Source organism: Stenotrophomonas sp. Sm6012, from assembly GCF_030985895.1.
Lineage (GTDB): Bacteria > Pseudomonadota > Gammaproteobacteria > Xanthomonadales > Xanthomonadaceae > Stenotrophomonas > Stenotrophomonas forensis.
Genome location: NZ_JAPTFX010000020.1, coordinates 1 through 20,948 on the forward strand (window position 1 = coordinate 1; position 20,948 = coordinate 20,948).

General features: G+C 66.2%; 22 protein-coding genes. 17 read left to right on the forward strand and 5 right to left on the reverse strand.

Annotated features, from left to right (window positions below):
- The first annotated feature begins 382 nt into the window (after window positions 1-382).
- The 6 genes from rsmD to O0J73_RS05795 all read left to right on the forward strand — a co-directional run bounded on the left by rsmD (window position 383) and on the right by O0J73_RS05795 (window position 5,197).
- Window positions 383-961: a 16S rRNA (guanine(966)-N(2))-methyltransferase RsmD gene (gene rsmD / locus O0J73_RS05770; RefSeq protein WP_308308203.1), complete on the forward strand. Its 579-nt coding sequence runs from the start codon at window positions 383-385 to the stop codon at window positions 959-961.
- Between the two features lie 26 nt (window positions 962-987).
- The gene (gene coaD, locus O0J73_RS05775) at window positions 988-1,497 is read left to right on the forward strand and encodes a pantetheine-phosphate adenylyltransferase (RefSeq protein ID WP_006433094.1); all 510 of its coding nucleotides are present in this window, start codon (window positions 988-990) and stop codon (window positions 1,495-1,497) included.
- A gap of 60 nt (window positions 1,498-1,557) precedes the next feature.
- Window positions 1,558-2,049, forward strand: a complete 492-nt coding sequence (locus tag O0J73_RS05780) for a hypothetical protein (protein WP_006433096.1) — start codon at window positions 1,558-1,560, stop codon at window positions 2,047-2,049.
- Between the two features lie 131 nt (window positions 2,050-2,180).
- Window positions 2,181-2,462: a YfhL family 4Fe-4S dicluster ferredoxin gene (locus O0J73_RS05785; RefSeq protein ID WP_308308204.1), complete on the forward strand. Its 282-nt coding sequence runs from the start codon at window positions 2,181-2,183 to the stop codon at window positions 2,460-2,462.
- Window positions 2,459-4,189, forward strand: coding sequence for a gamma-glutamyltransferase (ggt, locus tag O0J73_RS05790; RefSeq protein WP_308308205.1), 1,731 nt, complete (start codon window positions 2,459-2,461; stop codon window positions 4,187-4,189). Before O0J73_RS05785 ends, ggt begins: the two co-directional genes overlap by 4 nt.
- A gap of 120 nt (window positions 4,190-4,309) precedes the next feature.
- Complete coding sequence (locus O0J73_RS05795) at window positions 4,310-5,197, forward strand: MBL fold metallo-hydrolase (protein ID WP_308308206.1); 888 nt, start codon at window positions 4,310-4,312, stop codon at window positions 5,195-5,197.
- An 84-nt stretch (window positions 5,198-5,281) separates the two neighbouring features.
- Here O0J73_RS05795 and O0J73_RS05800 read toward each other — a convergent pair whose 3' ends face one another.
- A complete protein-coding gene (locus tag O0J73_RS05800) occupies window positions 5,282-5,575 on the reverse strand; it encodes a PsiF family protein (protein WP_006433189.1) in 294 nt (97 codons plus the stop codon).
- Between the two features lie 126 nt (window positions 5,576-5,701).
- Here O0J73_RS05800 and O0J73_RS05805 point away from each other — a divergent pair, with 126 nt between their 5' ends.
- Together O0J73_RS05805 and O0J73_RS05810 are read left to right on the forward strand one after the other, a co-directional pair.
- On the forward strand, window positions 5,702-6,061 hold the full coding sequence (locus tag O0J73_RS05805; protein WP_308308230.1) for a metalloregulator ArsR/SmtB family transcription factor: 360 nt from the start codon (window positions 5,702-5,704) through the stop codon (window positions 6,059-6,061).
- Window positions 6,042-6,521 (forward strand): SRPBCC family protein, encoded by a 480-nt coding sequence (locus tag O0J73_RS05810; RefSeq protein ID WP_006433248.1) that lies wholly within the window; start codon window positions 6,042-6,044, stop codon window positions 6,519-6,521. Before O0J73_RS05805 ends, O0J73_RS05810 begins: the two co-directional genes overlap by 20 nt.
- Window positions 6,522-6,581: 60 nt before the next feature.
- On the opposite strand, the gene upp is transcribed toward O0J73_RS05810, so the two are convergent.
- Entirely contained in the window at window positions 6,582-7,214 is a 633-nt protein-coding gene (gene upp, locus O0J73_RS05815) for a uracil phosphoribosyltransferase (RefSeq protein WP_049457648.1), read from the reverse strand.
- A gap of 156 nt (window positions 7,215-7,370) precedes the next feature.
- Between upp and O0J73_RS05820 the strand changes: the two genes are divergently transcribed.
- The 6 genes from O0J73_RS05820 (at window position 7,371) to O0J73_RS05845 (ending at window position 15,372) form a co-directional block, all read left to right on the forward strand.
- Window positions 7,371-9,932 carry a TonB-dependent receptor gene (locus O0J73_RS05820; protein ID WP_308308207.1) on the forward strand — a complete coding sequence of 854 codons (2,562 nt, stop codon included), beginning with the start codon at window positions 7,371-7,373 and terminating at the stop codon, window positions 9,930-9,932.
- Window positions 9,932-11,047 carry a phytase gene (locus O0J73_RS05825; RefSeq protein WP_308308208.1) on the forward strand — a complete coding sequence of 372 codons (1,116 nt, stop codon included), beginning with the start codon at window positions 9,932-9,934 and terminating at the stop codon, window positions 11,045-11,047. Before O0J73_RS05820 ends, O0J73_RS05825 begins: the two co-directional genes overlap by 1 nt.
- A complete protein-coding gene (locus tag O0J73_RS05830; RefSeq protein WP_308308209.1) occupies window positions 11,044-12,408 on the forward strand; it encodes a metallophosphoesterase family protein in 1,365 nt (454 codons plus the stop codon). Before O0J73_RS05825 ends, O0J73_RS05830 begins: the two co-directional genes overlap by 4 nt.
- Before the next feature lie 10 nt (window positions 12,409-12,418).
- On the forward strand, window positions 12,419-13,033 hold the full coding sequence (locus O0J73_RS05835) for an inorganic diphosphatase (RefSeq protein ID WP_006433506.1): 615 nt from the start codon (window positions 12,419-12,421) through the stop codon (window positions 13,031-13,033).
- Between the two features lie 88 nt (window positions 13,034-13,121).
- The gene (locus tag O0J73_RS05840) at window positions 13,122-14,537 is read left to right on the forward strand and encodes a deoxyribodipyrimidine photo-lyase (RefSeq protein ID WP_197564156.1); all 1,416 of its coding nucleotides are present in this window, start codon (window positions 13,122-13,124) and stop codon (window positions 14,535-14,537) included.
- A gap of 139 nt (window positions 14,538-14,676) precedes the next feature.
- Window positions 14,677-15,372 carry an OmpA family lipoprotein gene (locus tag O0J73_RS05845; protein WP_008267948.1) on the forward strand — a complete coding sequence of 232 codons (696 nt, stop codon included), beginning with the start codon at window positions 14,677-14,679 and terminating at the stop codon, window positions 15,370-15,372.
- Between the two features lie 278 nt (window positions 15,373-15,650).
- Here the strand turns inward: O0J73_RS05845 and O0J73_RS05850 are convergent, their stop codons facing one another.
- Complete coding sequence (locus O0J73_RS05850) at window positions 15,651-16,610, reverse strand: transposase (protein WP_308308210.1); 960 nt, start codon at window positions 16,608-16,610, stop codon at window positions 15,651-15,653.
- Window positions 16,611-16,896: 286 nt separating this feature from the next.
- Window positions 16,897-17,622: an SDR family oxidoreductase gene (locus O0J73_RS05855; RefSeq protein ID WP_308308211.1), complete on the reverse strand. Its 726-nt coding sequence runs from the start codon at window positions 17,620-17,622 to the stop codon at window positions 16,897-16,899.
- A 118-nt stretch (window positions 17,623-17,740) separates the two neighbouring features.
- On the opposite strand from O0J73_RS05855, the gene O0J73_RS05860 reads away from it, so the two are divergent.
- Window positions 17,741-18,631: a LysR family transcriptional regulator gene (locus O0J73_RS05860; protein ID WP_049457655.1), complete on the forward strand. Its 891-nt coding sequence runs from the start codon at window positions 17,741-17,743 to the stop codon at window positions 18,629-18,631.
- Between the two features lie 89 nt (window positions 18,632-18,720).
- Here O0J73_RS05860 and O0J73_RS05865 read toward each other — a convergent pair whose 3' ends face one another.
- Window positions 18,721-19,752, reverse strand: coding sequence for a LysR family transcriptional regulator (locus tag O0J73_RS05865; protein ID WP_005416157.1), 1,032 nt, complete (start codon window positions 19,750-19,752; stop codon window positions 18,721-18,723).
- Window positions 19,753-19,899: 147 nt separating this feature from the next.
- Between O0J73_RS05865 and O0J73_RS05870 the strand changes: the two genes are divergently transcribed.
- Both O0J73_RS05870 and O0J73_RS05875 read left to right on the forward strand, forming a co-directional pair.
- Window positions 19,900-20,127 (forward strand): hypothetical protein, encoded by a 228-nt coding sequence (locus O0J73_RS05870; protein WP_049456214.1) that lies wholly within the window; start codon window positions 19,900-19,902, stop codon window positions 20,125-20,127.
- Window positions 20,124-20,894 (forward strand): SDR family NAD(P)-dependent oxidoreductase, encoded by a 771-nt coding sequence (locus O0J73_RS05875; RefSeq protein WP_197613378.1) that lies wholly within the window; start codon window positions 20,124-20,126, stop codon window positions 20,892-20,894. The genes O0J73_RS05870 and O0J73_RS05875 overlap by 4 nt, the downstream gene beginning before the upstream one ends.
- The last annotated feature ends 54 nt before the right edge of the window (window positions 20,895-20,948 follow it).

Genomic DNA, 20,948 nt, shown 5'->3' on the forward strand with positions numbered 1-20,948 from the left:
GTCCTGCCCACCCACACCGCCCCGCCTCTGACAGGTTCCCGGTGACGGTGGCAACGGCTGGGCTTCTGATCTCATCAATTCCTTGGATATCTGACAGATGTTCATCCACGCATGGCGTGGATCTACTGCAGATCGCAGGAAACTGTCGAAGGCGGGGTGGGTCCGGTTGCGGGGGCGTGAGCGCCATGGATGGCGCGACCGAGCCTCCATGGACGGATTCACGGCGTCCCCCGCAACCGGACCCACCCCGCCAACCCACAGGGATCAAGCTTTTGAAGTTGCTTCGGCTGTTGCTTCGGCTTCCGCGGGTTCCGGGCGCCGCCCGGACGACTACAATCCCCTTCATGCTGAAATTCTCGAATACCTCCCTCCGGGGGCGCCGGTGAGCGGCCGCGGTGGCAATGACGGCCAGGTCCGCATCATCGGTGGCCGCTGGCGCAATACCCGCCTGCCGGTGCCGACCCTGCCGGGCCTGCGGCCGAGCAGCGACCGCGTTCGCGAAACGCTGTTCAACTGGCTGATGCCCCGGCTGGGCGGGGCGCGGGTGCTCGACCTGTTCGCCGGAAGCGGCGCGTTGGGCCTGGAGGCCGTCTCGCGCGGCGCCGCCCACGCCACCCTGGTCGAGCGCGATGCCCAGCTCGGGCGCAACCTGTCCGCCGCCGTCGCCAAACTGCAGGCAACCGGCCAGGTCACCGTGGTCCAGGCCGATGCCCTGCGCTGGCTGCAAAGCTCCCCGGCGCAGCAGGCCGACCTGGTGTTCATCGACCCGCCGTTCGCCGATGGCCTGTGGCAGGACGTGCTGGCCCAGCTGCCGCGGCACCTGGCCGCCGATGCTTGGTTGTACCTGGAATCGCCGGCCGGACACGTGCCCGTGCTGCCGGCGGAATGGCTGCTGCACCGCGAGGGCGGCACCCGTGAGGTGCGCTTTGCCCTGTACCGCCGCGCCACTGCTACACTTTGACTTCATCTGAACATCTGCATCCGCCCATGACCGTGGCCAACCGCCGCATTGCCGTCTATCCCGGCACGTTCGATCCGATCACCAATGGTCATATCGACCTGGTGAGCCGGGCCGCGCCGTTGTTCGAAAAGGTCGTGGTCGGCGTGGCGCAGAGCCCGTCCAAGGGCCCGGCGCTGCCGCTGGAACAGCGTGTGCAGCTGGCCCGCGGCGCACTGGGCCACCACGGCAATGTCGAGGTCATCGGCTTCGATACGCTGCTGGCCCATTTCGTCCGTTCGGTCCAGGGTGGGGTGCTGCTGCGCGGCCTGCGCGCGGTGTCCGACTTCGAATACGAGTTCCAGATGGCCAGCATGAATCGCCATCTGATTCCCGAGGTCGAGACCCTGTTCCTGACCCCGGCCGAGCAGCACAGCTTCATTTCGTCCTCGCTGGTCCGCGAGATCGCGCGCCTGGGCGGTGACGTGTCCGGTTTCGTGCCGGCCGCGGTGCTCGAAGCCCTGCGCAAGGTCCGCGAAGCGAAGTCGGCACAGTCGTAAGCCCCGCTGCACCCGCACCCCATTACGTACACCACCACGCACCATTCCGGGAGGAAACCCATGAACACCACCATGCGCGCGATGCTGATCGCTTCGTTGGCCCTGGCCTTCACCGCCTGCAAGAAGGAAGAGGCCGCTCCGGTCGACGAGGCCAAGCAGGCGCTGGTCGCGCCGTCCAAGGACGACGATGCAGGCTGGAAGAAGTACCTGCAGGAAGTGGCGATCCAGAACATGGGCAACATCACCAACAGCCCGTTCCTGTACTACCTCTCGCCGGAATCGGACCCGGACTTCCAGGCCAAGTACGAGCGCCAGACCGAGAGCGCGACCCAGGCCGTGGCCCGTGGCGTGCAGCCGGGCAACATGCTGGCCTTCGGTTCGTCGGCCTCGGGCAAGATGGCTGACATGATCCAGGCCGTGTTCAAGGACGTGGGGCCGGATTCGATGAAGGGCGTGCGCGTCGTCTTCATCGGCCAGTCGGCCGACAACGCCCGCGTGCAGGCTGCGATCCAGCCGACCGGTGCCGAGTACATTTTCGTCGAAGCCAAGTAAGACCGAGCCATGGCGGCCATGCTCCGGCATGGCCCGGGCGACGCTCCGCAAGGGCGCCGCTGATGACCTGACCGGCCCGCGCGCCCGCGCTGGCCGGTCCTTGTCCCAAGGCGCGGGCGAGGAGTATCGCCATGTCGCTGAAAATCAACGAGCTCTGCGTCAACTGCGACGTATGCGAGCCGGCCTGCCCGAACCAGGCCATTGCGATGGGTGAAACCATCTACGTGATCGACCCTGCGCGCTGCACCGAATGCGTGGGTCATTTCGACGAGCCACAGTGCGTGGTCGTCTGCCCGGTCGAATGCATCGATCCGGACCCGGAGATCGTGGAAACGGAAGTCCAGCTGCTGGCCAAGCTGCGCCAGCTGCAGCACGATCACCCCGAACTCTATGCGGAGCCCCCATCCGAATGAAGACGCTGATCGTCCGCCCCCTGCTGCTGCTCGGCCTGCTGCTGAGCCCGATCGCCTGGGCCGACAGTCCGGTCCGTGCCGAACGCCCCGACGGCGCCGCCATTGCCAGCGGCCATGCGCTGGCCACCCAGGCCGGCATCGACATCCTGGCGCAGGGCGGCAATGCCTTCGACGCCGCGGTGGCGGTGTCGTCCACGCTGGCGGTGGTCGAACCGATCAGTTCCGGACTGGGCGGCGGTGGCTTCTTCCTGCTGCACGATGGGGCCACCGGCAAGGATGTGATGCTGGACGCGCGCGAGACTGCACCGACTGCGGCAACGCCCCAGGCGTTCCTCGACAAGCAGGGCAACCTCGACCGTGACCGCTCGGTCAACGGCGCCTGGTCGGCCGGTATTCCGGGCCTGCCTGCGGCGCTGGTCGAACTGTCGGCCAAGCATGGCAAGCTGCCGCTGTCGGCGTCGCTGCAGCCGGCCATCCGCATCGCGCGCGAAGGTTTCCCGGTGTACGAGCGCATGGCCAAGGGCTATGCCTCGCGCCGTGAAGTGATGGAGCGCTTCCCCGGCACCCGCGAGGTCTACCTGCGCAACGGCAAGCCGATCGCCACCGGCGATTTGTTCAGGCAGCCGGAACTGGCGCAGACGCTGGAACGCCTGGCCGCCGGTGGCTTCGACGGTTTCTACAAGGGCCAGACCGGCAAACTGCTGCTGGAAGGCGTGAAGCAGGCGGGCGGCAAATGGACCGCCGAGGAACTGGCCGGATACCGCGTGAAGCAGCGCGAACCGATCGTCTTCAACTACAACGGCTGGAAGATCACCACCGCGCCGCCGCCGTCGTCGGGTGGCATCGCGCTGGCCAGCATGCTGCAGATCCTCGAAGGCTGGGACATCAAGAAGATGGACCCGGCCCACCGCACCCACCTGGTGGTGGAGTCGATGCGCCGCGCCTACCGCGACCGCACCTTCTTCCTCGGCGATCCGGACTTCGTGCAGATCCCGCAGAAGGTGCTGACCAGCAAGGATTACGCGCAGGGCCTGCGGGCCACCATCCATCCAGAGAAGGCCACGCCCAGCGACCTGCTGTCGGGCAACCCGACGCCGCTGGAAGATGACGAGACCACCCACTTCTCGATCATCGACCGCGACGGCAACCGCGTTGGCGCCACCCAGACGGTCAACCTGCTGTACGGCTCGGGGCTGATACCGAAGGGCACCGGCGTGCTGCTGAACAACGAGATGGATGACTTCGCGCTGAAGCCCGGCACGCCCAACGCATTCGGCGTGATGGGCTATGAAGCCAACGCGCCGAAGCCGGGCAAGCGCATGCTCAGCTCGATGACGCCGACCTTCATGGAGAACGCCGACAAGGTGGTGGTGCTGGGCACCCCGGGTGGCAGCCGCATCATCACCATGGTGCTGCTGGGCATCCTCGGCTACGACGCCGGGCTGGATGCGCGGCAGGTGGCCGCGTTGCCGCGCTACCACCACCAGTGGTTGCCGGACCTGATCGAAGCCGAGGACGATGCGTTCGATGCCGGCACGGTGAAGCAGTTGCAGGCGATGGGCCACAGGATCGACCTGCCAGGCAACGTCGCTGCCGGTGGCCGCGGTTCCAGCCATGTGTGGGGCAACCTGCAGACCGTGGAATGGGACCGCAAGTCCAACACGCTGTTCGGCGGCAGCGACCCGCGCAACCCGGTGGGCAGCGCCCAGGTCGTGCCAGCGCGCTGATCCGGTCGTGCCGGCCGCGGGCCGGCAATCTGCTGGCTCGACGAAACCCCGCCTTTGCCGGCGGGGTTTTCCGTTTCCTTTCTAGCGATTATTTAACGAGCCGGCGCCGATAATCGACCCATGAAACTCTGGTCTATTCGTGGAAACTCGCAGCGCCTCGATGGCGGTGCGATGTTCGGCAACGCGCCGCGCGCGTTATGGGAAAAATGGGCAGCGCCGGACGAGCTCAATCGCATCGAGCTGGCCTGCCGTGCGCTGCTTGCCAGCCCGCTGGAAGGCAAGACGGTGTTGTTCGAAACCGGTATCGGCGCGTTCTTCGATCCGCGCATGCGCGAGCGCTATGGCGTGCAGGAAAGCCAGCACGTGCTGATCGATTCGCTGCGCGAAGCCGGTTTCGAGCACGAGGACATCGATGTGGTGGTGCTCAGCCACCTGCACTTCGATCATGCCGGTGGCCTGCTGGCGGCATGGAGCGAAGGGCGCGAGCCCGAGCTGCTGTTCCCCAACGCGACCTACGTGGTGGGCGCACAGCATTGGCAGCGCGCCGTGCAGCCGCATCCGCGGGATCGGGCCAGCTTCATTCCGGAACTGCCCGGCCTGCTGCACGCCAGTGGCCGCCTGGAAGTGGTGGACGGGGAGTACTCCAGGGCGCTGGGACGCAGCGTGCGTTTCAGCTACAGCGATGGGCATACGCCGGGGCTGATGCTGGCCGAGATTGTCGGCCATGCCGATGCCGGCGAGCGTGCGCGCGGTGGCGTGGTGTTCTGCGCCGACCTGATTCCGGGCCGGTCATGGGTACACGTGCCGATCACCATGGGCTACGACCGCAACGCCGAGCTGCTGATCGACGAGAAGCGGCAGTTCCTCGAAGACAAACTGGCGCGCAACGTGCATCTGTTCTTCACCCACGATCCGCAGGTGGCGTTGGCGCAGCTCGGTCGTGATGACAAGGGGCGTTTCGTCACCCTGCACGAGCAGGGGGAACTGAAGGCGCGCGCGTTGGGGTAATGAAAAGGCCGGGAAGTGCCCGGCCTTTCACTGACGCAGCAGATCCACGCCATGCATGGATGGCGTTCTATGCGGACGCGACGATTACGATGCCTTCAGGCAGCTGCTCATGAAGGTCTTGCGTGCATCACCGGCCAGCTTCTTGGCGCCCGCATCGGCATTGCATTTGCGCATGCGCTCCTGCTGCGCATTGGCCGGCTTGGCGTCGGCGGCGTGGCCACTGAGGCAGGCGCTCTGCGCGGTCTTGTAGGCGTCGCCCTTCAGCCCCTTGTTCTTGGCCGAGCAGTCGGCCATGCGCTGCTGCTGCGGGGTGGTGGCGTTGGCGGCCAGTGGCAGGCCGACAAGCAGGACAGCGGCCAGCAGGAAAGACGCTTTCATCGGGTGACTCCAAGCGGTGGCGGGTGCGCGGAGCATTGGCTTGTGGGCGGAAAGGCCACGTGAAGAAAGACCGCCTTGGCCGTACTCGCTTGCATCGGCATTCAGATCGGCGTATTACTTAGCCATATGGGTAAGTATGAGCCAGGCCTCCAGGCCGTCTTCCACGCGCTGGCCGACCCGACGCGCTGCGCGATCGTGGCCGCGCTGGGGCAGGGGCCGTGCACCGTGTCGGTGCTGGCCGAGCCGTTCGAGATGGCCTTGCCCTCGCTGATGAAGCATCTGGCCGTGCTGGAACGCAGCGGCGTGGTGCGCAGCCACAAGCAGGGGCGCATACGCACCTGCGAACTGGTGCCGGCGCGGCTGGAGCAGGCCGAGCAATGGCTGGCCGCGCAGCGTGCTGTGTGGGAAGCACGCGCCGACCGCATGGTCGCGTTCGTTGAAACCCTTCACCGACAGGAGCAGGCCCATGGCCGTGGACGCAGGTAGCAACCCCGACACCGATCTGGTCATCAGCCGCGTATTGAACGCGCCGCGCGCGGCACTCTGGCGGGCCTGGACAGACCCCGAACTGCTGCGCCAGTGGTGGTGCCCGAAGCCGTGGACCACCGAGGTGCGTGCGTTCGACCTGCGCCCTGGCGGGGCCTTCCACACCTTCATGCAGGGCCCCGACGGCGGCAGCAGTGACAATCCGGGCAGCTTCCTGGAGGTGGTGCCGCAGCAGCACCTGGTGTTCACCTCGATGCTGGGCGCGGGCTGGCGCCCGCAGTCGCCGTGGCTGGGCTTCACCGCCATCATCACAATGGAGGACGAGGGCCAGGGCTGCCGTTACACCGCGCGGGTGATGCACCCGGACAAGGCGCTGCGTGACCAGCATGAGCAGCTGGGCTTCTTCGACGGCTGGAACACTGCCATCGGCCAGCTGGAAGCCTTCGCGGCCGGCCTGTAATGCCGTGCCTGGGGTCAGATCCCCTTCACAGCGAAAGGGCTCTGACCCCGGTTCAGCGGATCAGCCGACGCGGGTACCGAAGATGCGGTCGCCGGCATCGCCCAGGCCCGGCAGGATGTAGCCCTTGTCATTGAGCTGGGCATCGATGGCCGCGGTGTAGATCTCCACGTCCGGATGCACGGCCTTGACCGCGTCGATGCCCTCCGGTGCGGCCACCAGAAAGATGCCCTTGATGCGGCGCGCGCCGGCGCGCTTGAGCATGTCGATGGTGGCGATCAGGGTGCCGCCGGTGGCCAGCATCGGGTCCAGGATCAGCGCATCGCGCTCTTCCAGGCGGCCGGTCAAGCGTTCAAAGTAGGGCACCGGCTGCAGGGTTTCCTCATCACGCTGCAGGCCGACCACGCTGACGCGGGCGGCCGGGATCAGCGACAGCACGCCGCTGAGCATGCCCAGGCCGGCACGCAGGATCGGCACCACGGTGATCTTGGCGCCGGCGATGCGCTGCACGGTGACCGGGCCGGCCCAGCCGGGCAGGGTATGCGGCTCTGTGTCCAGGTCGGCGGTGGCCTCGTAGGCCAGCAGCGTGCCCAGCTCGTTGGCCAGTTCGCGGAAATCCTTGGTGCTGAGCGCGGCGTTGCGCATCAGGCCGATCTTGTGCTGCACCAGCGGATGGCGCACTTCGACGATCTTCATGGTCGGGAAGGGGAAAAGGAGAGAGGACGCCATTTTGCCGGATCGGTGGGCCGAACCCAAACCCGCGCTTCGTCAAATGTGCAGATCCATGTCATGGCCATGCAACCTTGCGGACATACCGTGCAGACCCATTCTTAACAGGAATGGGGATTCCCAGTGCATATCAAGACTCCGTTGGCCGTTGCCATCACCCTGACCCTGGCGATGGGGGTGGCTGCACCGCTGCAGGCCGCCGGGCAGCAGGCGGTCGCCGCCACCGGCGCGGTGGCCGCCGACGCGGTCGACCTCGACCGCATCGAAGTGCGAGCGCAGCTCGAATCGCAGATCCGCGCGGTCGACCTCAAGCGCAGCAGCGATGCCATCGAGGACGCCGTGTCCTCCGATGCGCTGGGCCAGTACCCGGACAAGAACGTGGCCGAGTCGCTGCAGCGCCTGCCGGGCGTCAGCGTGACGCGTGACCAGGGCGAGGGCCGCTTCGTGGTCATCCGCGGCCTGGACGCCAACCTCAACAGTGTCAGCGTCGATGGCATCGCCATCGGCACGCCGGAAGATTCCAGCCGCGCTGCGCCGCTGGACGTGATTCCCTCCGATTCCACCGAGCGCCTGCGCGTGGTCAAGTCGCCGACCCCGGACATGCCGGGCGATGCCATTGGTGGCGCGGTGCTGGTGGAGTCGGCCTCGGCCTTCGACCGCGACGGCCGCAGCCTGCGCGCCAAGATCGAGGGCAGCCATCAGCAGCTGTCCGGCGAGACCAGCCCCAAGGCCGCATTCAACTACAGCGAAGTGTTCAACGACACCTTCGGCGTGGCGCTGGGCGTGAACTACCAGAAGCGCAGGTTCGAGTCGGACAACACCGAAGTGGAATACGACGGCGAGGACGATGCCGCGCCGGGCGACGTCACCGCGATCAACCTGCAGCACCGCAAGTACGAGATCGAGCGCAAGCGCATCGGTGCCAACCTCAACCTCGACTGGCGCCCGAACGAAGACAGCAAGTACTACCTGCGCACGCTGTACAGCCAGTTCGATGACGCCGAAACGCGCCAGCGGGTGATCTTCAACTTCGACGATGCGAAGATGGTCAAGACCGGCACCGATCAGTACCGCCTGGATGGCATGCCGAAGGATTCGATCGACAAGCGCATGCGCTACCGCACCAAGAAGGAAAACACCTTTGCGGCAAGCTTGGGCGGCGAGAACAAGCTGACCAATGCCGTGATCGATTACAAGGTCGGCTACACCCGCACCGAAGAGCGTGTGAACGACGAGATGGAGGCCCGCTTCAAGCTCAACGGCAAGGCATTCAACGGTACCCTGGACCAGCGCAGCCGCCTGCCCAGCTACAGCTTCGACAACCCGCAGTGGCTGGACAACGGCAACTACGCGTTCGACCGCTTCGTGCTTTCGCCCAAGCAGGTCAATGACAAGGAACACAGCGCGCAGGTCAACGTGCGCTTCGACGGCGACAGCGGCAGCATCAAGATCGGCCTGCTGGGCCGCTGGCGCGACCGTGACGTCAATGTCGACGAGAACGAGCTGCGCGTCGGCCCGAAGGTGGCGCTGTCGAGCTGGACCACCTCCTCGCCGGAGCATCGCCACGGCAACATGGGTGACGGTATGGATTCGGCCGCGATGCGCGCGTTCTGGGCGGCCAATGGCAGCCAGTACAGTGCGCGGCCGCAGGACCTTGGCGGCAACGCAATGACCTCGCTGGAAGAAGACTACGTGGCCAGCGAGGACATCTTCGCCAGCTACGCGATGGGTACCTGGGACATCGGCGCACTGCGCATCATCGGCGGCGTGCGCGTGGAGAACACCCAGTTCAAGGCCACCGGCAACCAGGTGGACGTGGCGGCCAATGGCCGCAGCTTCACCGTCACCCCGCGCGTGGCCAACAGCAGCTACACCAACGTGCTGCCGGGCCTGCACCTGCGCTACGACGCCGCAGACGACTGGGTGCTGCGTGCTTCGGCCAACAAGACCGTCTCGCGCCCTTCGTTCGGTGACATTTCGCCGCGCGTGGGCTACAGCCGCGGTGACGAGGAAGTGCGGTTGGGCAATCCGGAGCTGGATCCTTACGAATCGAAGAACATCGATCTGTCGGTGGAGAAGTACATCGGCAGCACCGGCATCGTGTCGCTGGGCCTGTTCCACAAGTCGATCGACGGTTACATCGTGGAAACCGTGCGCACCAATGACCCGGCCTACGGCGGCTTCGACGTGATCCAGCCGATCAACGGCCGCAAGGCCACCGTGCGCGGTGCGGAGTTCAACTGGCAGCAGCAGCTGGCGTTCCTGCCGGCCGGCCTGGACGGGCTGCTGGTCGGTGCCAGCGGCACCTGGCTCGACACCACGTTCGATGCCGGCATCAAGGATCGTGCGGGCGAAGACTTCACCCTGCCGCGCGCCTCCAAGCACGTCTACAGCGCGCACGTCGGCTATGAGAAGTACGGCCTGAGCACGCGGCTGGCAGCGGTGTACCGCAGCGAGTACCTGGACAGCATCGGCAAGGGCCGTGCCTTCGACATCTATGTGGCACCCAACACCCAGCTGGACTTCTCGCTGGACTACAAGTTCACCCCGCGCGTGAGCATGTACTTCGAAGCGCAGAACCTGCTGGACAAGCCACTGGAGCTGTACCAGGGCACGCGTTCGCGCACTCTGCAGATGGAAGAGTACGGCCGCACCTACGCGCTGGGCCTGAAGGTGGCACTGTGATGGGGCGTGGCATCACCGTCCTGGCTGCCGCACTGATGGCCAGCCTGGCGGCTGGCTGCGCGCCGGCCACGGGCAATGATCCGGCGGCGGCCGCGACGGCAGCGAAGGCCACTAGTGAGCGTGCGGTGGCCACCATCGCCGAGGCGTTCCTTTCGCCGATGACGCCGGCCGACAACATCGATTCGCCGGCGGCCTGGCGTGCGCCGGAAGGAACGCTGTGGCTGATCGCCACCGCCAAGGCCACCGACAAGCTGGTGGTCTACGACGGCAGCACCGGCCAGCATCTTCGTGACGTTGGCAGCAGCGGTACCGCGCCGGGGCAGTTCGACCGCCCAAACGGCATCGCGGTGACCGACGACCTGCTGTGGATCGTGGAGCGCGACAATCACCGCGTGCAGGTGCTGGGCCTGCCGGACTTCACCCCGCTGGCGACGTTCGCTGCGGACGACCTGCGCAAGCCGTACGGCCTGTGGGTCGACCGCCGGGCCGATGGCTACAGCGTCTACGTCACCGACTCCTGGGACAACGGCGAGGATGCGCAGGGGCGTGACATCCTGCCGCCGCTGGCTGAACTGGACAAGCGCGTGCGCCAGTACCACGTGACCCGCGACGGTGCGAAGGTCGAAGCGAAGCTTGTAGCCAGCATCGGTGATACCACCGAGGCCGGTGCGCTGCGCGTGGTCGAATCGATCTGGGGCGACCCCGAGAACGATCGCCTGCTGATTGCCGAAGAGGACGAAAGCTACGCCAGCGAGTTCAAGGTCTACACCCTGGCCGGCCGCTTCACCGGCACCACCTTCGGCCGCGACGTGTTCAAGGCGCAGGCCGAAGGCGTGACCCTGCGCACCTGTGGCAAGGACGGCTGGTGGATCACCACCGAGCAGGGCAAGCAGCGTAGCGTGTTCCACCTTTTCGACCGTCACACGCTGAAGCCGGTGGGCGCGTTCCAGGGCAATACCGTGGCCAACACCGATGGGATCTGGATGATGCAGCAGCCCAGTGCACGGTTCCCGCACGGTGCGCTGTACGCGGTGCATGACGATCAGGGCGTGGTCGCGTTCGACTGGGAGAGCATCGCCAAGCAGTTGGCGTTGCCGCTGGAGTGTGGCGCATGAGCGGGCGTTGCATGAGCGCCCTGGCATTGGGCCTGCTCCTGGTCGTCCCCGCGCTGGGCTTTGCCGCCGCGGAGCCGAACACCCAGGTACCGGCAGGCAGCCACCACTACGCAGCGACGACGGTGCCGGACCGCATCGTCGCCTCGCCCGCGGCCGATCCCAGCCACGGCTTTGCGGTGGCCTGGCGGACCGACGGCAGTGTGCAGGCGCCGCTGCTGGAAATCGCCGTGGCCGGAGATTCACCGGCCATCGAGGGCATCCGCCAGGTACGCGCAACGACCCGTGCGCTGCAGACCGAGAACGGGCTGTCGCATCACCATCGTGCTGACATCGGCGGCCTGCAGCCGGATACCCAGTATGTCTACCGCGTGCAGGGCAACGGCAGCTGGAGCGCGTGGAGCCAGCTGCGCACGCTGGCGGCCGCCGATCAGCCGCTGACCCTGCTGTACTTCGGTGACACCCAGAACAAGAACGTCAGCCATGTCAGCCGGGTCGTGCGTGCTGCGCAGAAGGCGGCACCGCAGGCGCGCATGAGCCTGTTCGCTGGCGACCTGGTCAGCGGCGGCGACAACATGGACGACAGCGAGTGGGGCGAGTGGTTCGCCGCCACCGGCTGGCTGGCGCAGGAGACGCTGGTGGCGCCGGCGATCGGCAACCACGAGTACTTCGAGGAGTTCGAGGACACCCCGCAGGAACGCCGCGTGCTGGGCAAGCACTGGCCGGTGACCTTCGCGTTGCCGGGCAATGGCGCTGCCGCCGCACAGCAGACCAGCTACTGGTTCGATGCGCAGGGTGTGCGCGTGGCCGTGGTGGATGGCACCTCTGCACTCGACCTGGGTACGGCCAAGGCGCAGGCGCAGTGGCTGGACAAGGTGCTGACCGGCAATCCGCAGCCGTGGACCATCGTGCTGCTGCACCAGCCGTTCTATTCGCCGCGCGAAGGCCGCGAGAATGCCGCGCTGCGTGACGTGCTGCTGCCGGTGGTACGCCGCCACAACGTCGATCTGGTGCTGCAGGGCCACGATCACACCTACGGCCGCCGTGGTGAAGGGCAGGCCGCGACGCCACAGTACGTGGTGACCGTGGCCGGGCCGAAGCAGTACCGCCTTTCCGACGAAGCACGCAGGACGATGGATCCGGTGGCCGAGGACACCCAGTTGTTCCAGGTCCTGAACGTTGACCCGCAGCGCCTGCGCTATGAAGCGCGCACGGTGACGGGCCGTCTCTACGATGCCTTCGAACTGCAGCGTGACGCCAAGGGCAGCAAGACGCGAACGGAACTGATCGACGGCCGCATCACGCCGCGCGACTGCCCCCGTTCGCAGACCGCCAAGGGTCGCGCCGACCGTTGCTGGGAATGAGCACACACCGATGACCACTCGCTCTCGTATCCTTTCCCTCGCTGCCATCGGTACCGCACTGCTGTTGCTGGCCAGTGCAGTGACCGCCGCCGATGCCGTGCTGCATCCTTTCCTGGTGGCCCAGCCGAAGCAGGCCCCGCAGGAAGTGAACCTGGCGGTGGAGATCCCGGCCGGCAGCTTCACCAAGTACGAGATCAAGGAAGATGGGCTGGTGCATGTTGATCGCTTCCAGTCGATGCCGGTCGCCTATCCGGCCAACTATGGCTCGATGCCGCGCACGCTGGCCGGTGACAACGACCCTCTGGATGCGCTGGTGCTGACCCGCGAGCCGCTGCATCCGGGGGTGATCGTGCGCTTCCGGCCGATCGGCTACCTGAAGATGATCGATGGCGGCGAGCATGACGAGAAGATCATCGGCGTGCCCACCGACAAGGTCGACCCGACCTTCGCCAACATCCGCGACCTAGCCGATCTGCCGGAGATCGAACGGCAGCGCATCGAGGCGTTCTTCCGGGTCTACAAGGACCTGCCGGCCGGCCGCAACCCGGTGCAGCTCAATGGCTGGGGCAACGCTGCCGAAGCACGGGCATTGATCAGCGAGGCGATGCAACGCTTCAACCGGTAGAGCCACGTCATGCGTGGATGCCCCGCGCACGCATCACCTTCACCGTCGCTGGCTATCATGTGCGCCATCCAGAATGAAGGCGATGCACGTGTCGGTAGCGTTGGTGTGGTTCCGTCGAGATCTGCGGCTGCAGGACAATCCGGCCCTGCAGGCCGCGCTGGACGCAGGCCACGAGGTGGTGCCGGTCTACATACATGCGCCGCACGAGGAAGGCGAGTGGATGCCGGGCGCGGCCTCCGATGCGTGGCGCCAGCATTCGCTGGCGGCGCTGGATGCCGACCTGCGTTCGCGCGGCTCGTCGCTGGTGCTGCGCCGCGGCGACAGTTTGGCGACGCTGCAGGCGCTGGTCGAACAGACCGGCGCCGAGGCGGTGTACTGGAACCGCAAGTACGAACCGGCCACCCAGCCGCGCGACGCGGAGATCAAGCGCACGCTGCGCGAGCAGGGCATCGATGCGCAGAGCTGCAATGGCAGCCTGCTGTTCGAACCCTGGGACATCGCGAGCAAGCAAGGCCAGCCGTACAAGGTGTTCACTCCGTACTGGCGCAACGTGCTCAGTCATTGGCGCCTGCCGGCGCTGACGGCCGCACCCAAGGCACTGACTGCGCACGCGGTCGACAGCCTTGCGCTGGATGAGCTGCGGCTTTCGCCTGCGCTGGACTGGGATGCCGGTTTCTGGGAGCACTGGCAGCCGGGCGAGGCCGGCGCGCTGGAGGCGCTGTCCGTGTTCGAGGACGGTGCGTTGCGCGGCTACCGCGAGCAGCGCGACCTGCCGGATCGCGTTGGAACGTCGCGGTTGTCGCCGCATCTGCACTTCGGCGAGATCGCGCCGTGGCGCATCGCCCATGCGCTGGAGGCCCTGCGCAGTGCAGGCACCGACGCGGATATCGACGGCTACCTGCGCCAGCTGGGCTGGCGCGACTTCGCCTACCACCTGCTGCACCACTTCCCGAAGACCCCCACCGACAATCTCAACCCGCGTTTTGATCGCTTCCCGTGGGCCACGCCCAGCGCGGCGCAACTGCATGACTGGCAGCGCGGCAACACCGGCGTGCCGATCGTCGATGCCGGCCTGCGCGAGCTGTGGCACACCGGCTACATGCACAACCGGGTGCGGATGATCGTGGCCAGCTACCTGTGCAAGCACCTGCGCGCACACTGGCTGCACGGCGCGCGCTGGTTCTGGGACACCCTGGTCGATGCCGACCTGGCCAACAACACGATGGGCTGGCAATGGGTGGCCGGAACCGGCGCCGACGCCGCGCCGTACTTCCGCGTGTTCAATCCGGTTACCCAGGCCGAGAAGTTCGATCCGCAGGCCCGCTATATCACCCGCTGGGTGCCGGAATTGGCTGCGCTGCCGATGAAGGCACGCTTCGCGCCGTGGCAGCACCCGTTGCTGCTGGAGGCGCATGCCCCTGGCTATCCGCGCTCGCCTCTGGTGGACCTGGCGGCGGGTCGCGATGCCGCTCTGGTTGCTTACCGCCAGTCGGGAGCGGGGTAAAGCGCGAGCTGAGCGATCCGGTCAGATAGCTGAACGCGGCCCTGTCGGCGCGCTGCATCATCATTCCGGCATCGCATCGGGCTGTTTATTCTCTTTGCGCCCGCAAGCCGCCGGCCGACCGGAAACCAAGGAGAACCCCATGATCCGCAACACCACCCGCAACGTCGCACTGGCCCTGATGAGTGCGGCCGTCCTGTCGGCCTGCGCCACCGGCGGCTCCTATGTGCAGAGTGACCAGTACGGCAACCCGACCGAGCAGCAGAACCGCACCGGCCGCAACGCGCTGATCGGTACCGCCATCGGCGTGGCCGCCGGCCTGCTGACCGGCGACAGCGCCACCGAGCGCCGCCAGCACGCGCTGATCGGTGCCGGTATCGGCGCACTCAGTGGTGCCGCTGTCGGCCAGTACCAGGATCGCCAGGAACGTGCACTGCGCGAGCGCACTGCCAACACCGGCATCGATGTGCAGCGCCAGGGCGACAACATCATGCTGAACCTGCCGGACGGCATCACCTTCGACTTCGGCAAGGCGACCCTGAAGCCGCAGTTCTATGGTTCGCTCAACGGTGTTGCCGGCACCCTGCGTGACTACAACCAGACCATGATCGAAGTGGTCGGCCACACCGACAGCATCGGTAGCGATGCGGTCAACAACCGCCTGTCGAAGGAACGCGCCGACTCGGTGGCGCAGTACCTGATCGGCCAGGGCGTGCAGAGCGTGCGCATTGAAACGCTGGGCGCCGGCAAGTCGTACCCGATTGCCGACAACAGCACCGATGCCGGCCGTGCCAAGAACCGCCGCGTCGAGATCCGCGTGATTCCGCTGAAGCAGTAACGCGCAGCGTTACGGTTCCGGCGCAGCCGGAACGAAAATGCCGCCCTTGCAGGCGGCATTTTCCGTAGGTGCCGAGCTTGCTCGGCACACCGACAGCGTTTCCGGTCGCTGCGTTTGCGCGCAGTGCCGACCAAGGTCAGCATCTACCGGAAGTCTGCCCGCCGGAACGAAAATGCCGCCCTTGCAGGCGGCGTTTTCCGTAGGTGCCGAGCTTGCTCGGCACACCGCATGACCGCGTGCTTTTTCGCTTTTGTAGAGTCGAGATCCTATGTTCGTGGTCAAGCCTGCTGGTAGCAGGCTTGACCCACCTTCAGCATCGCCGGATCGAAGTCCCGGCCGCTCTTGAAGACACCCCAGGCGATCCTGGCCAGCTTTCTGGCCAGAATGTTGAAGCTGGCGGTGCTGCTGTGTCCGCGCTCTCGGATGGCCAGGTAGAGGGGCTTGCCGCCTTTGGATCGGGTCAGGCCCATGGCCGCCATGTAGAGGATTTGACGCAGGCCGGCGTTGCCTCGCTTGGACAAACGGCGTCGGCCGATCCGCGCCCCGCATTCGTTGGGTCGGGGGTCCAGGCCAGTGCAGGCCACCCACGCGTCTGAGCTGGCCAGCGGCCAGCGGGTGATGTGATGGGTGACAAAGGCAGCCACCGTCGGCCCGATCCCCGGGGTCATGATCCGTCGATACAGATCGCTCTGTTCGCCGCTGCGGCAGAGCCGTTGGATCTCCCGGTCCAGCATCGCAATCGCCTCTTTCAGGCCCCTGAAAATACGCCCGAAGATGGCTGAGTCAGCCGCATCCGCACCCAATGAGAGATGGAGCGTTGCCTTGTTCCGCACCAGACTGTCGCGCTGCTGCAGAAGCACGTGCAGCCGCTCTTGCGCCGTCGAACGGGCGACATGCTCGTGCAGATTGTCGGCTTCCTTGGCGATGTAACGCGCAATGACCTGGGCATCGCCGGAGTCGGTCTTGCCGCGGCAAGCCACACCTTTGGCGTAGTGCTTGATGTCACGTGGGTTGAGTACGAAGACAGCATGATCGGCCTTCTGGGCCGCTTGAACCACAAGCTCGTGGTAGCGATTGGTCGCCTCCACGCCGATACAACACTTTACGGGCAGGCTGGACAGCCATTTGTTGATGGCCGAGGCTGAATTGGCGATCCGGAAGCTGCCCTTGGTGCCATGGTAGGCCACCACCAGGGTCCGTGAATCGGCATCAATACCGACGGCGAAACGATCTGACATCTGCGCAACTCCCAGCTATTGTTGAAGGGCTGGGGTGGTACCGCACCACGTTGGCTTGCCTACATCGGCGGTCCTCAAAGGCCGCTAGATCCTTTATCCACGTTAAGGTGCGGGATGGGGATCGCTCGACTCGTCTGTCGGCTGGTACCCGCAGATAACATGTTGACGGTCCCTCCACCCTGGCTCCTACATACCGCGTAGGAGCCGGGAGGAACATACAAGCCATGCTCGACTCTACAGAAGGCGGTCGAGCACGCTCGACCTCTACCAGAGCGGAATGCCCGGCTCACACCGTCGCCGTCGGCCGCACCACGATTTCATTCACGTCCACATCCGCAGGCTGCTCGATCGCAAATCTTACGGCGCGGCCGATCGCATCCGGTTGCAGGGCGATCGCGCGGTAGCCGACCATCATCTCGGCCGCGGCCGGATCGGTGATGCTGTCGGCCAGCTCGCTTTCCACCACGCCAGGATGGATGCAGGTCACCCGCAGCTCGCGGTGCTCCTGCCGCAGGCCGTCGGAAATCGCGCGCACCGCATACTTGGTCGCGCAGTAGACCGCTGCGGTCGGCACGACCGACAGCGCGCCGACCGAGGCGATGTTGATGATCTGGCCGCTGCGCTGGGCGATCATGCCGGGCAGCACGGCAGCGATGCCGTACAGCACGCCACGGATGTTCACGTCGATCATCCGGTCCCATTCTTCCACCTTCAGCGAGCCCATCAGGGACAGTGGCATCACGCCGGCATTGTTGATGATGACGTCGATTGCGCCGAAGCGTTGCCGGGCGGCTTCGGCGAAGGCCTCCACCTGCGCGCGCCGGGTCACGTCCAGAGCATGCACCAGAACCTCGGCCCCCTGCTGGCGCAGCTCGTCGGCCAGCGCCTGCAGACGGTCCAGGCGGCGGGCACCCAGTACCAGGCGTGCCCCCGGTTGCGCGAGGGAGCGGGCGATGCCGGCGCCGATGCCGCTGGAGGCGCCGGTGATGAGGATGGTTCGGGAAAAGGCCATGGCGTTGTCTCTGAAGGGTAGGGAGTGCCGGGGTGTGCCCGGTGTTGCCACGGTAGACGGCGCACCTTGTCGCGATAAGATGGCGACTGCTGATCACCTTGTTCAGAAGTGCTAATCAATGGCCGTCGATCTCAACGCTCTCGCCGTGTTCCAGCGGGTGGCAGACTGCCGCAGCTTCACCGCCGCGGCCGATCAACTCGGCGTGACCCGTTCGGCGGTCAGCCAGACCATCGCAAAGCTGGAGCAGTCGCTGGGCATCGCCCTGGTGCTGCGCACGACCCGCAGCGTCAGCCTCACCGATGCCGGGCAGGCGCTGCTGGTCTCGGTCAGCCCTGCGCTGGCGGAACTGGGCGATGCGCTCGAGGCCAGCCTGCGCCGCCAGGCCGTCGTCTCCGGGCAACTGCGGCTTGCCGTGTCCTCCATTGCCGAGGCGTTCCTGGCCGGCCCGATGCTGGCGGCATTCGCTGCGCGCTATCCCGCGCTGCAACTGGACATCACCGTGACCGATGAAGCGTTCGATATCGTCGGCGCGGGCTTCGATGCAGGCGTGCGTCTGGGCGAGGTCATTGCCCAGGACATGGTCGCGGTGCCGGTATCGGCGCGGCAGCGCCAATTGGTGGTGTGCTCGCCGGGCTATCGTGATGCCCATGCGCTGCCGGCGCACCCACGGGAACTGGCCAGCCATCGCTGCATCGGCTGGCGCAGTGCGCCGGGCAGGGCGCCCTATCGCTGGGAGTTCGAAGAGCGGGGCCGTGAATTCAGTGTCGATGTGCAGCCGGAAATCACCAGCAACGACATGGGCGTGATGGTCAGGCTGGCGCTGGCCGGCGCAGGCCTGGCCATCGGCATGGAAGAGACCTGGCGGCCGTGGCTGCAACGCGGTGAGCTGGTGTCCGTGCTGGACGCGTATTGCCCGCGGTTTGCCGGATTCTTCCTGTACTACCCCAGCCGTCGCCAGGCCGAGCCGAAACTGCGCGCGCTGGTCGAGCACGTGCTGTCCGAACTGTAGAGTCGAGCCATGCTCGACTGTTTTCCGGAAGTCGAGCTTGGCTCGACTCTACATAGGCGCAGTCGAGCATGGCTCGACTACAGACGGCATCATGCTGCCGAGGCGGCAACCTTCTCCAGGATCCGCTTGCCGCTGCTCTCCAGCGCGGCGTCTTCCTGCGCCTTCTGCTGCTGTGCCAGCTTCGCGCCCGGGCACTGCGCCAGCATGTAGTTGGCGTCGAAGTTGAGCTTCTCGACCAGGAAGTCGACGAACGCACGCACCTTCGGCGAGACCAGGCGGCCACCGGCGAACACGGCGTTGAAGTCCACCTCCGGGCCGGTCCAGCCGGCCAGCACGCGGCGAACCATGCCGGACTCGACGAACGGCTTGGCCATCACATCGCCGGTCAGCAGCAGGCCTTCGCCGCACACCAGTGCGCCATTCAATGCAGACATGTCGTTGGCTGTCATCAACGGCGTGACCGGGAAGTCACGCAGTTCGCCGCCGTTCTCGCCCAGCTGCCAGGTGAAGCGTGGCGAGTTGCCGGTGTGGTACGGCTTGCGCATTGCCAGGATGCGATGGAACTGCAGCTCTTCCGGATGCAGCGGCTCGCCATATCGTTCGATGTAGGCCGGGCTGGCGAACACCTGCGTGCGCAGGCTGCCGAGCTTGCGCGCGACCAGGTTGGAATCGGGCAGGGCACCCACGCGCAACGCAAGATCCGCCTCGCCTGCAATCAGGTCCAGCTTCTCGTTGCCCATGTGCATGTCCAGGCGGATCTCCGGATACTGCGCATGGAACTGGCCCAGCAGCGGTGCGATCCAGGTGATGCCGATGGAGTAGGGCACGGTGAAGCGCAGCCAGCCGCGCGGGCCGGACTGCAGCTGGCTCACCGCGCTCTCGGCCTCTTCAAGCTCGCGTGCGATGCGTTGGCAATGCTCGTGATAGATCGAACCGGCTTCGGTCAGGCCAAGGCGGCGCGTGGTCCGGTGCAGCAGGCGCGCGCCCAGGCGCGTCTCCAGTTCCTGCACTTTGCGGCTGACCGTGGTCTTGGGCAGGCCGAGCGATTTGGCAGCGGCAATGAAGCTGCCTTGCTCGACCACCTTGACGAAGATCAGCGTCTCATTGAGATCGTGGGACATGGTCAGGGATCCTGGACGTCGGGGATGGGACAATCGTGACAGAACGATTGGACCGGGAACGGGATGATTATTCCCCTTAATCAGGACTAATCAAGTAAAGGTTTGAGGTCTATCGTGGCGCCATTCGTTATTTGGAGCCCGTCCGCCATGAGCCTGCGCAACATTCTTGCCCGTCTCCGGAACGCCGGCCAGAACACCCTGGACCTGGCGATGACCGTTGAAGCCCGCCCGAGTTCCTTGGTGCACAAGGATTTCCGAGAGTTTACCGCGCCCATGCGTCAGCAGCGTGGCGGCGTCATCCGCCTGGCCCCGCATAAGGGTGACCGGCTGCGTCGAATTGGGACTATCCCGGATTTGGGAGGAAATGTCCCGTGAATGGGATGCTGACGCCCGAAGTCCTGGTCCTCGGCGGCACCGGCGCCGTGGGCCAGGGCGTGGTCGGTGCATTGCTGGAAGCCGGCAGCCCGGTGCTGGTGGTCGGTCGCGATCCGGGCCGGCTGGCGGCACTGCACGAACAGTTCGCCGATGAGCCGGGCCTGGAAACGCTGCTGGGTTCGCTCAGTGATGATGGTTCGGCACGCACGCTGGCCGAGCGCATCGCGCAGCGACCGCGTCCGTTGGCAGCGGTCATCGCTGCGATGGGCGGCCCCTACCGCCGTGGCCGCGTGACCGATCGCAACGGTGACGAGCTGATGGGCGCAATGCAGGCCGACCTGATGCCGCACGTGCATGCGGTGCGCCACCTGCTGCCGCTGCTGCAGGACAACGTGCACGCGCGCCGCTACGTGATGATCGGCAGCCCGGCCAATGCCAAGCCGTGGGCGGGCTACGGCGAGACCTCGATCACCACCGCCGCGCTGCGCATGTATGCGCAGGTGGTGCATCAGGAAGCGCAGGCGCTGGGCGTGCGTGCGCAGATGCTGGAAGTCTGCAGCCCGGTCTGTACCCCGGCCAACGCGGCCAACGCCTGCATCGAGTGGCCCAGCTCGCTGCTGGTCGGCCGTCGCGTGGTCTCGCTGCTGGATGGTTGCCGCGACAACCGCGCCATTGTCCGTTGCGACAGCAGCGATGCCGAACTGCCGCGCGGCCTGCTGCACCTGGAAGTTCCCCCGCTCTGGCGCGATACCGCAGGCGTTGCTTGACCTCGACCATGGTTGAGGTCGCAGTATGCGCCGCCGATTTTCGCAACACCTTTT

Coding starts and splice junctions, on each gene's coding strand:
- O0J73_RS05780 (WP_006433096.1), top strand. CDS start 1,558: ATGAACACCACCATGCGCGCGATGCTGATCGCTTCGTTGGCCCTGGCC.
- O0J73_RS05800 (WP_006433189.1), bottom strand. CDS start 5,575: ATGAAAGCGTCTTTCCTGCTGGCCGCTGTCCTGCTTGTCGGCCTGCCA.
- O0J73_RS05855 (WP_308308211.1), bottom strand. CDS start 17,622: ATGGCCTTTTCCCGAACCATCCTCATCACCGGCGCCTCCAGCGGCATC.
- coaD (WP_006433094.1), top strand. CDS start 988: ATGACCGTGGCCAACCGCCGCATTGCCGTCTATCCCGGCACGTTCGAT.
- upp (WP_049457648.1), bottom strand. CDS start 7,214: ATGAAGATCGTCGAAGTGCGCCATCCGCTGGTGCAGCACAAGATCGGC.
- O0J73_RS05830 (WP_308308209.1), top strand. CDS start 11,044: ATGAGCGGGCGTTGCATGAGCGCCCTGGCATTGGGCCTGCTCCTGGTC.
- O0J73_RS05835 (WP_006433506.1), top strand. CDS start 12,419: ATGACCACTCGCTCTCGTATCCTTTCCCTCGCTGCCATCGGTACCGCA.
- O0J73_RS05870 (WP_049456214.1), top strand. CDS start 19,900: ATGAGCCTGCGCAACATTCTTGCCCGTCTCCGGAACGCCGGCCAGAAC.
- ggt (WP_308308205.1), top strand. CDS start 2,459: ATGAAGACGCTGATCGTCCGCCCCCTGCTGCTGCTCGGCCTGCTGCTG.
- O0J73_RS05795 (WP_308308206.1), top strand. CDS start 4,310: ATGAAACTCTGGTCTATTCGTGGAAACTCGCAGCGCCTCGATGGCGGT.
- O0J73_RS05850 (WP_308308210.1), bottom strand. CDS start 16,610: ATGTCAGATCGTTTCGCCGTCGGTATTGATGCCGATTCACGGACCCTG.
- O0J73_RS05845 (WP_008267948.1), top strand. CDS start 14,677: ATGATCCGCAACACCACCCGCAACGTCGCACTGGCCCTGATGAGTGCG.
- O0J73_RS05825 (WP_308308208.1), top strand. CDS start 9,932: ATGGGGCGTGGCATCACCGTCCTGGCTGCCGCACTGATGGCCAGCCTG.
- O0J73_RS05865 (WP_005416157.1), bottom strand. CDS start 19,752: ATGTCCCACGATCTCAATGAGACGCTGATCTTCGTCAAGGTGGTCGAG.
- O0J73_RS05785 (WP_308308204.1), top strand. CDS start 2,181: ATGTCGCTGAAAATCAACGAGCTCTGCGTCAACTGCGACGTATGCGAG.
- O0J73_RS05860 (WP_049457655.1), top strand. CDS start 17,741: ATGGCCGTCGATCTCAACGCTCTCGCCGTGTTCCAGCGGGTGGCAGAC.
- O0J73_RS05810 (WP_006433248.1), top strand. CDS start 6,042: ATGGCCGTGGACGCAGGTAGCAACCCCGACACCGATCTGGTCATCAGC.
- O0J73_RS05805 (WP_308308230.1), top strand. CDS start 5,702: ATGGGTAAGTATGAGCCAGGCCTCCAGGCCGTCTTCCACGCGCTGGCC.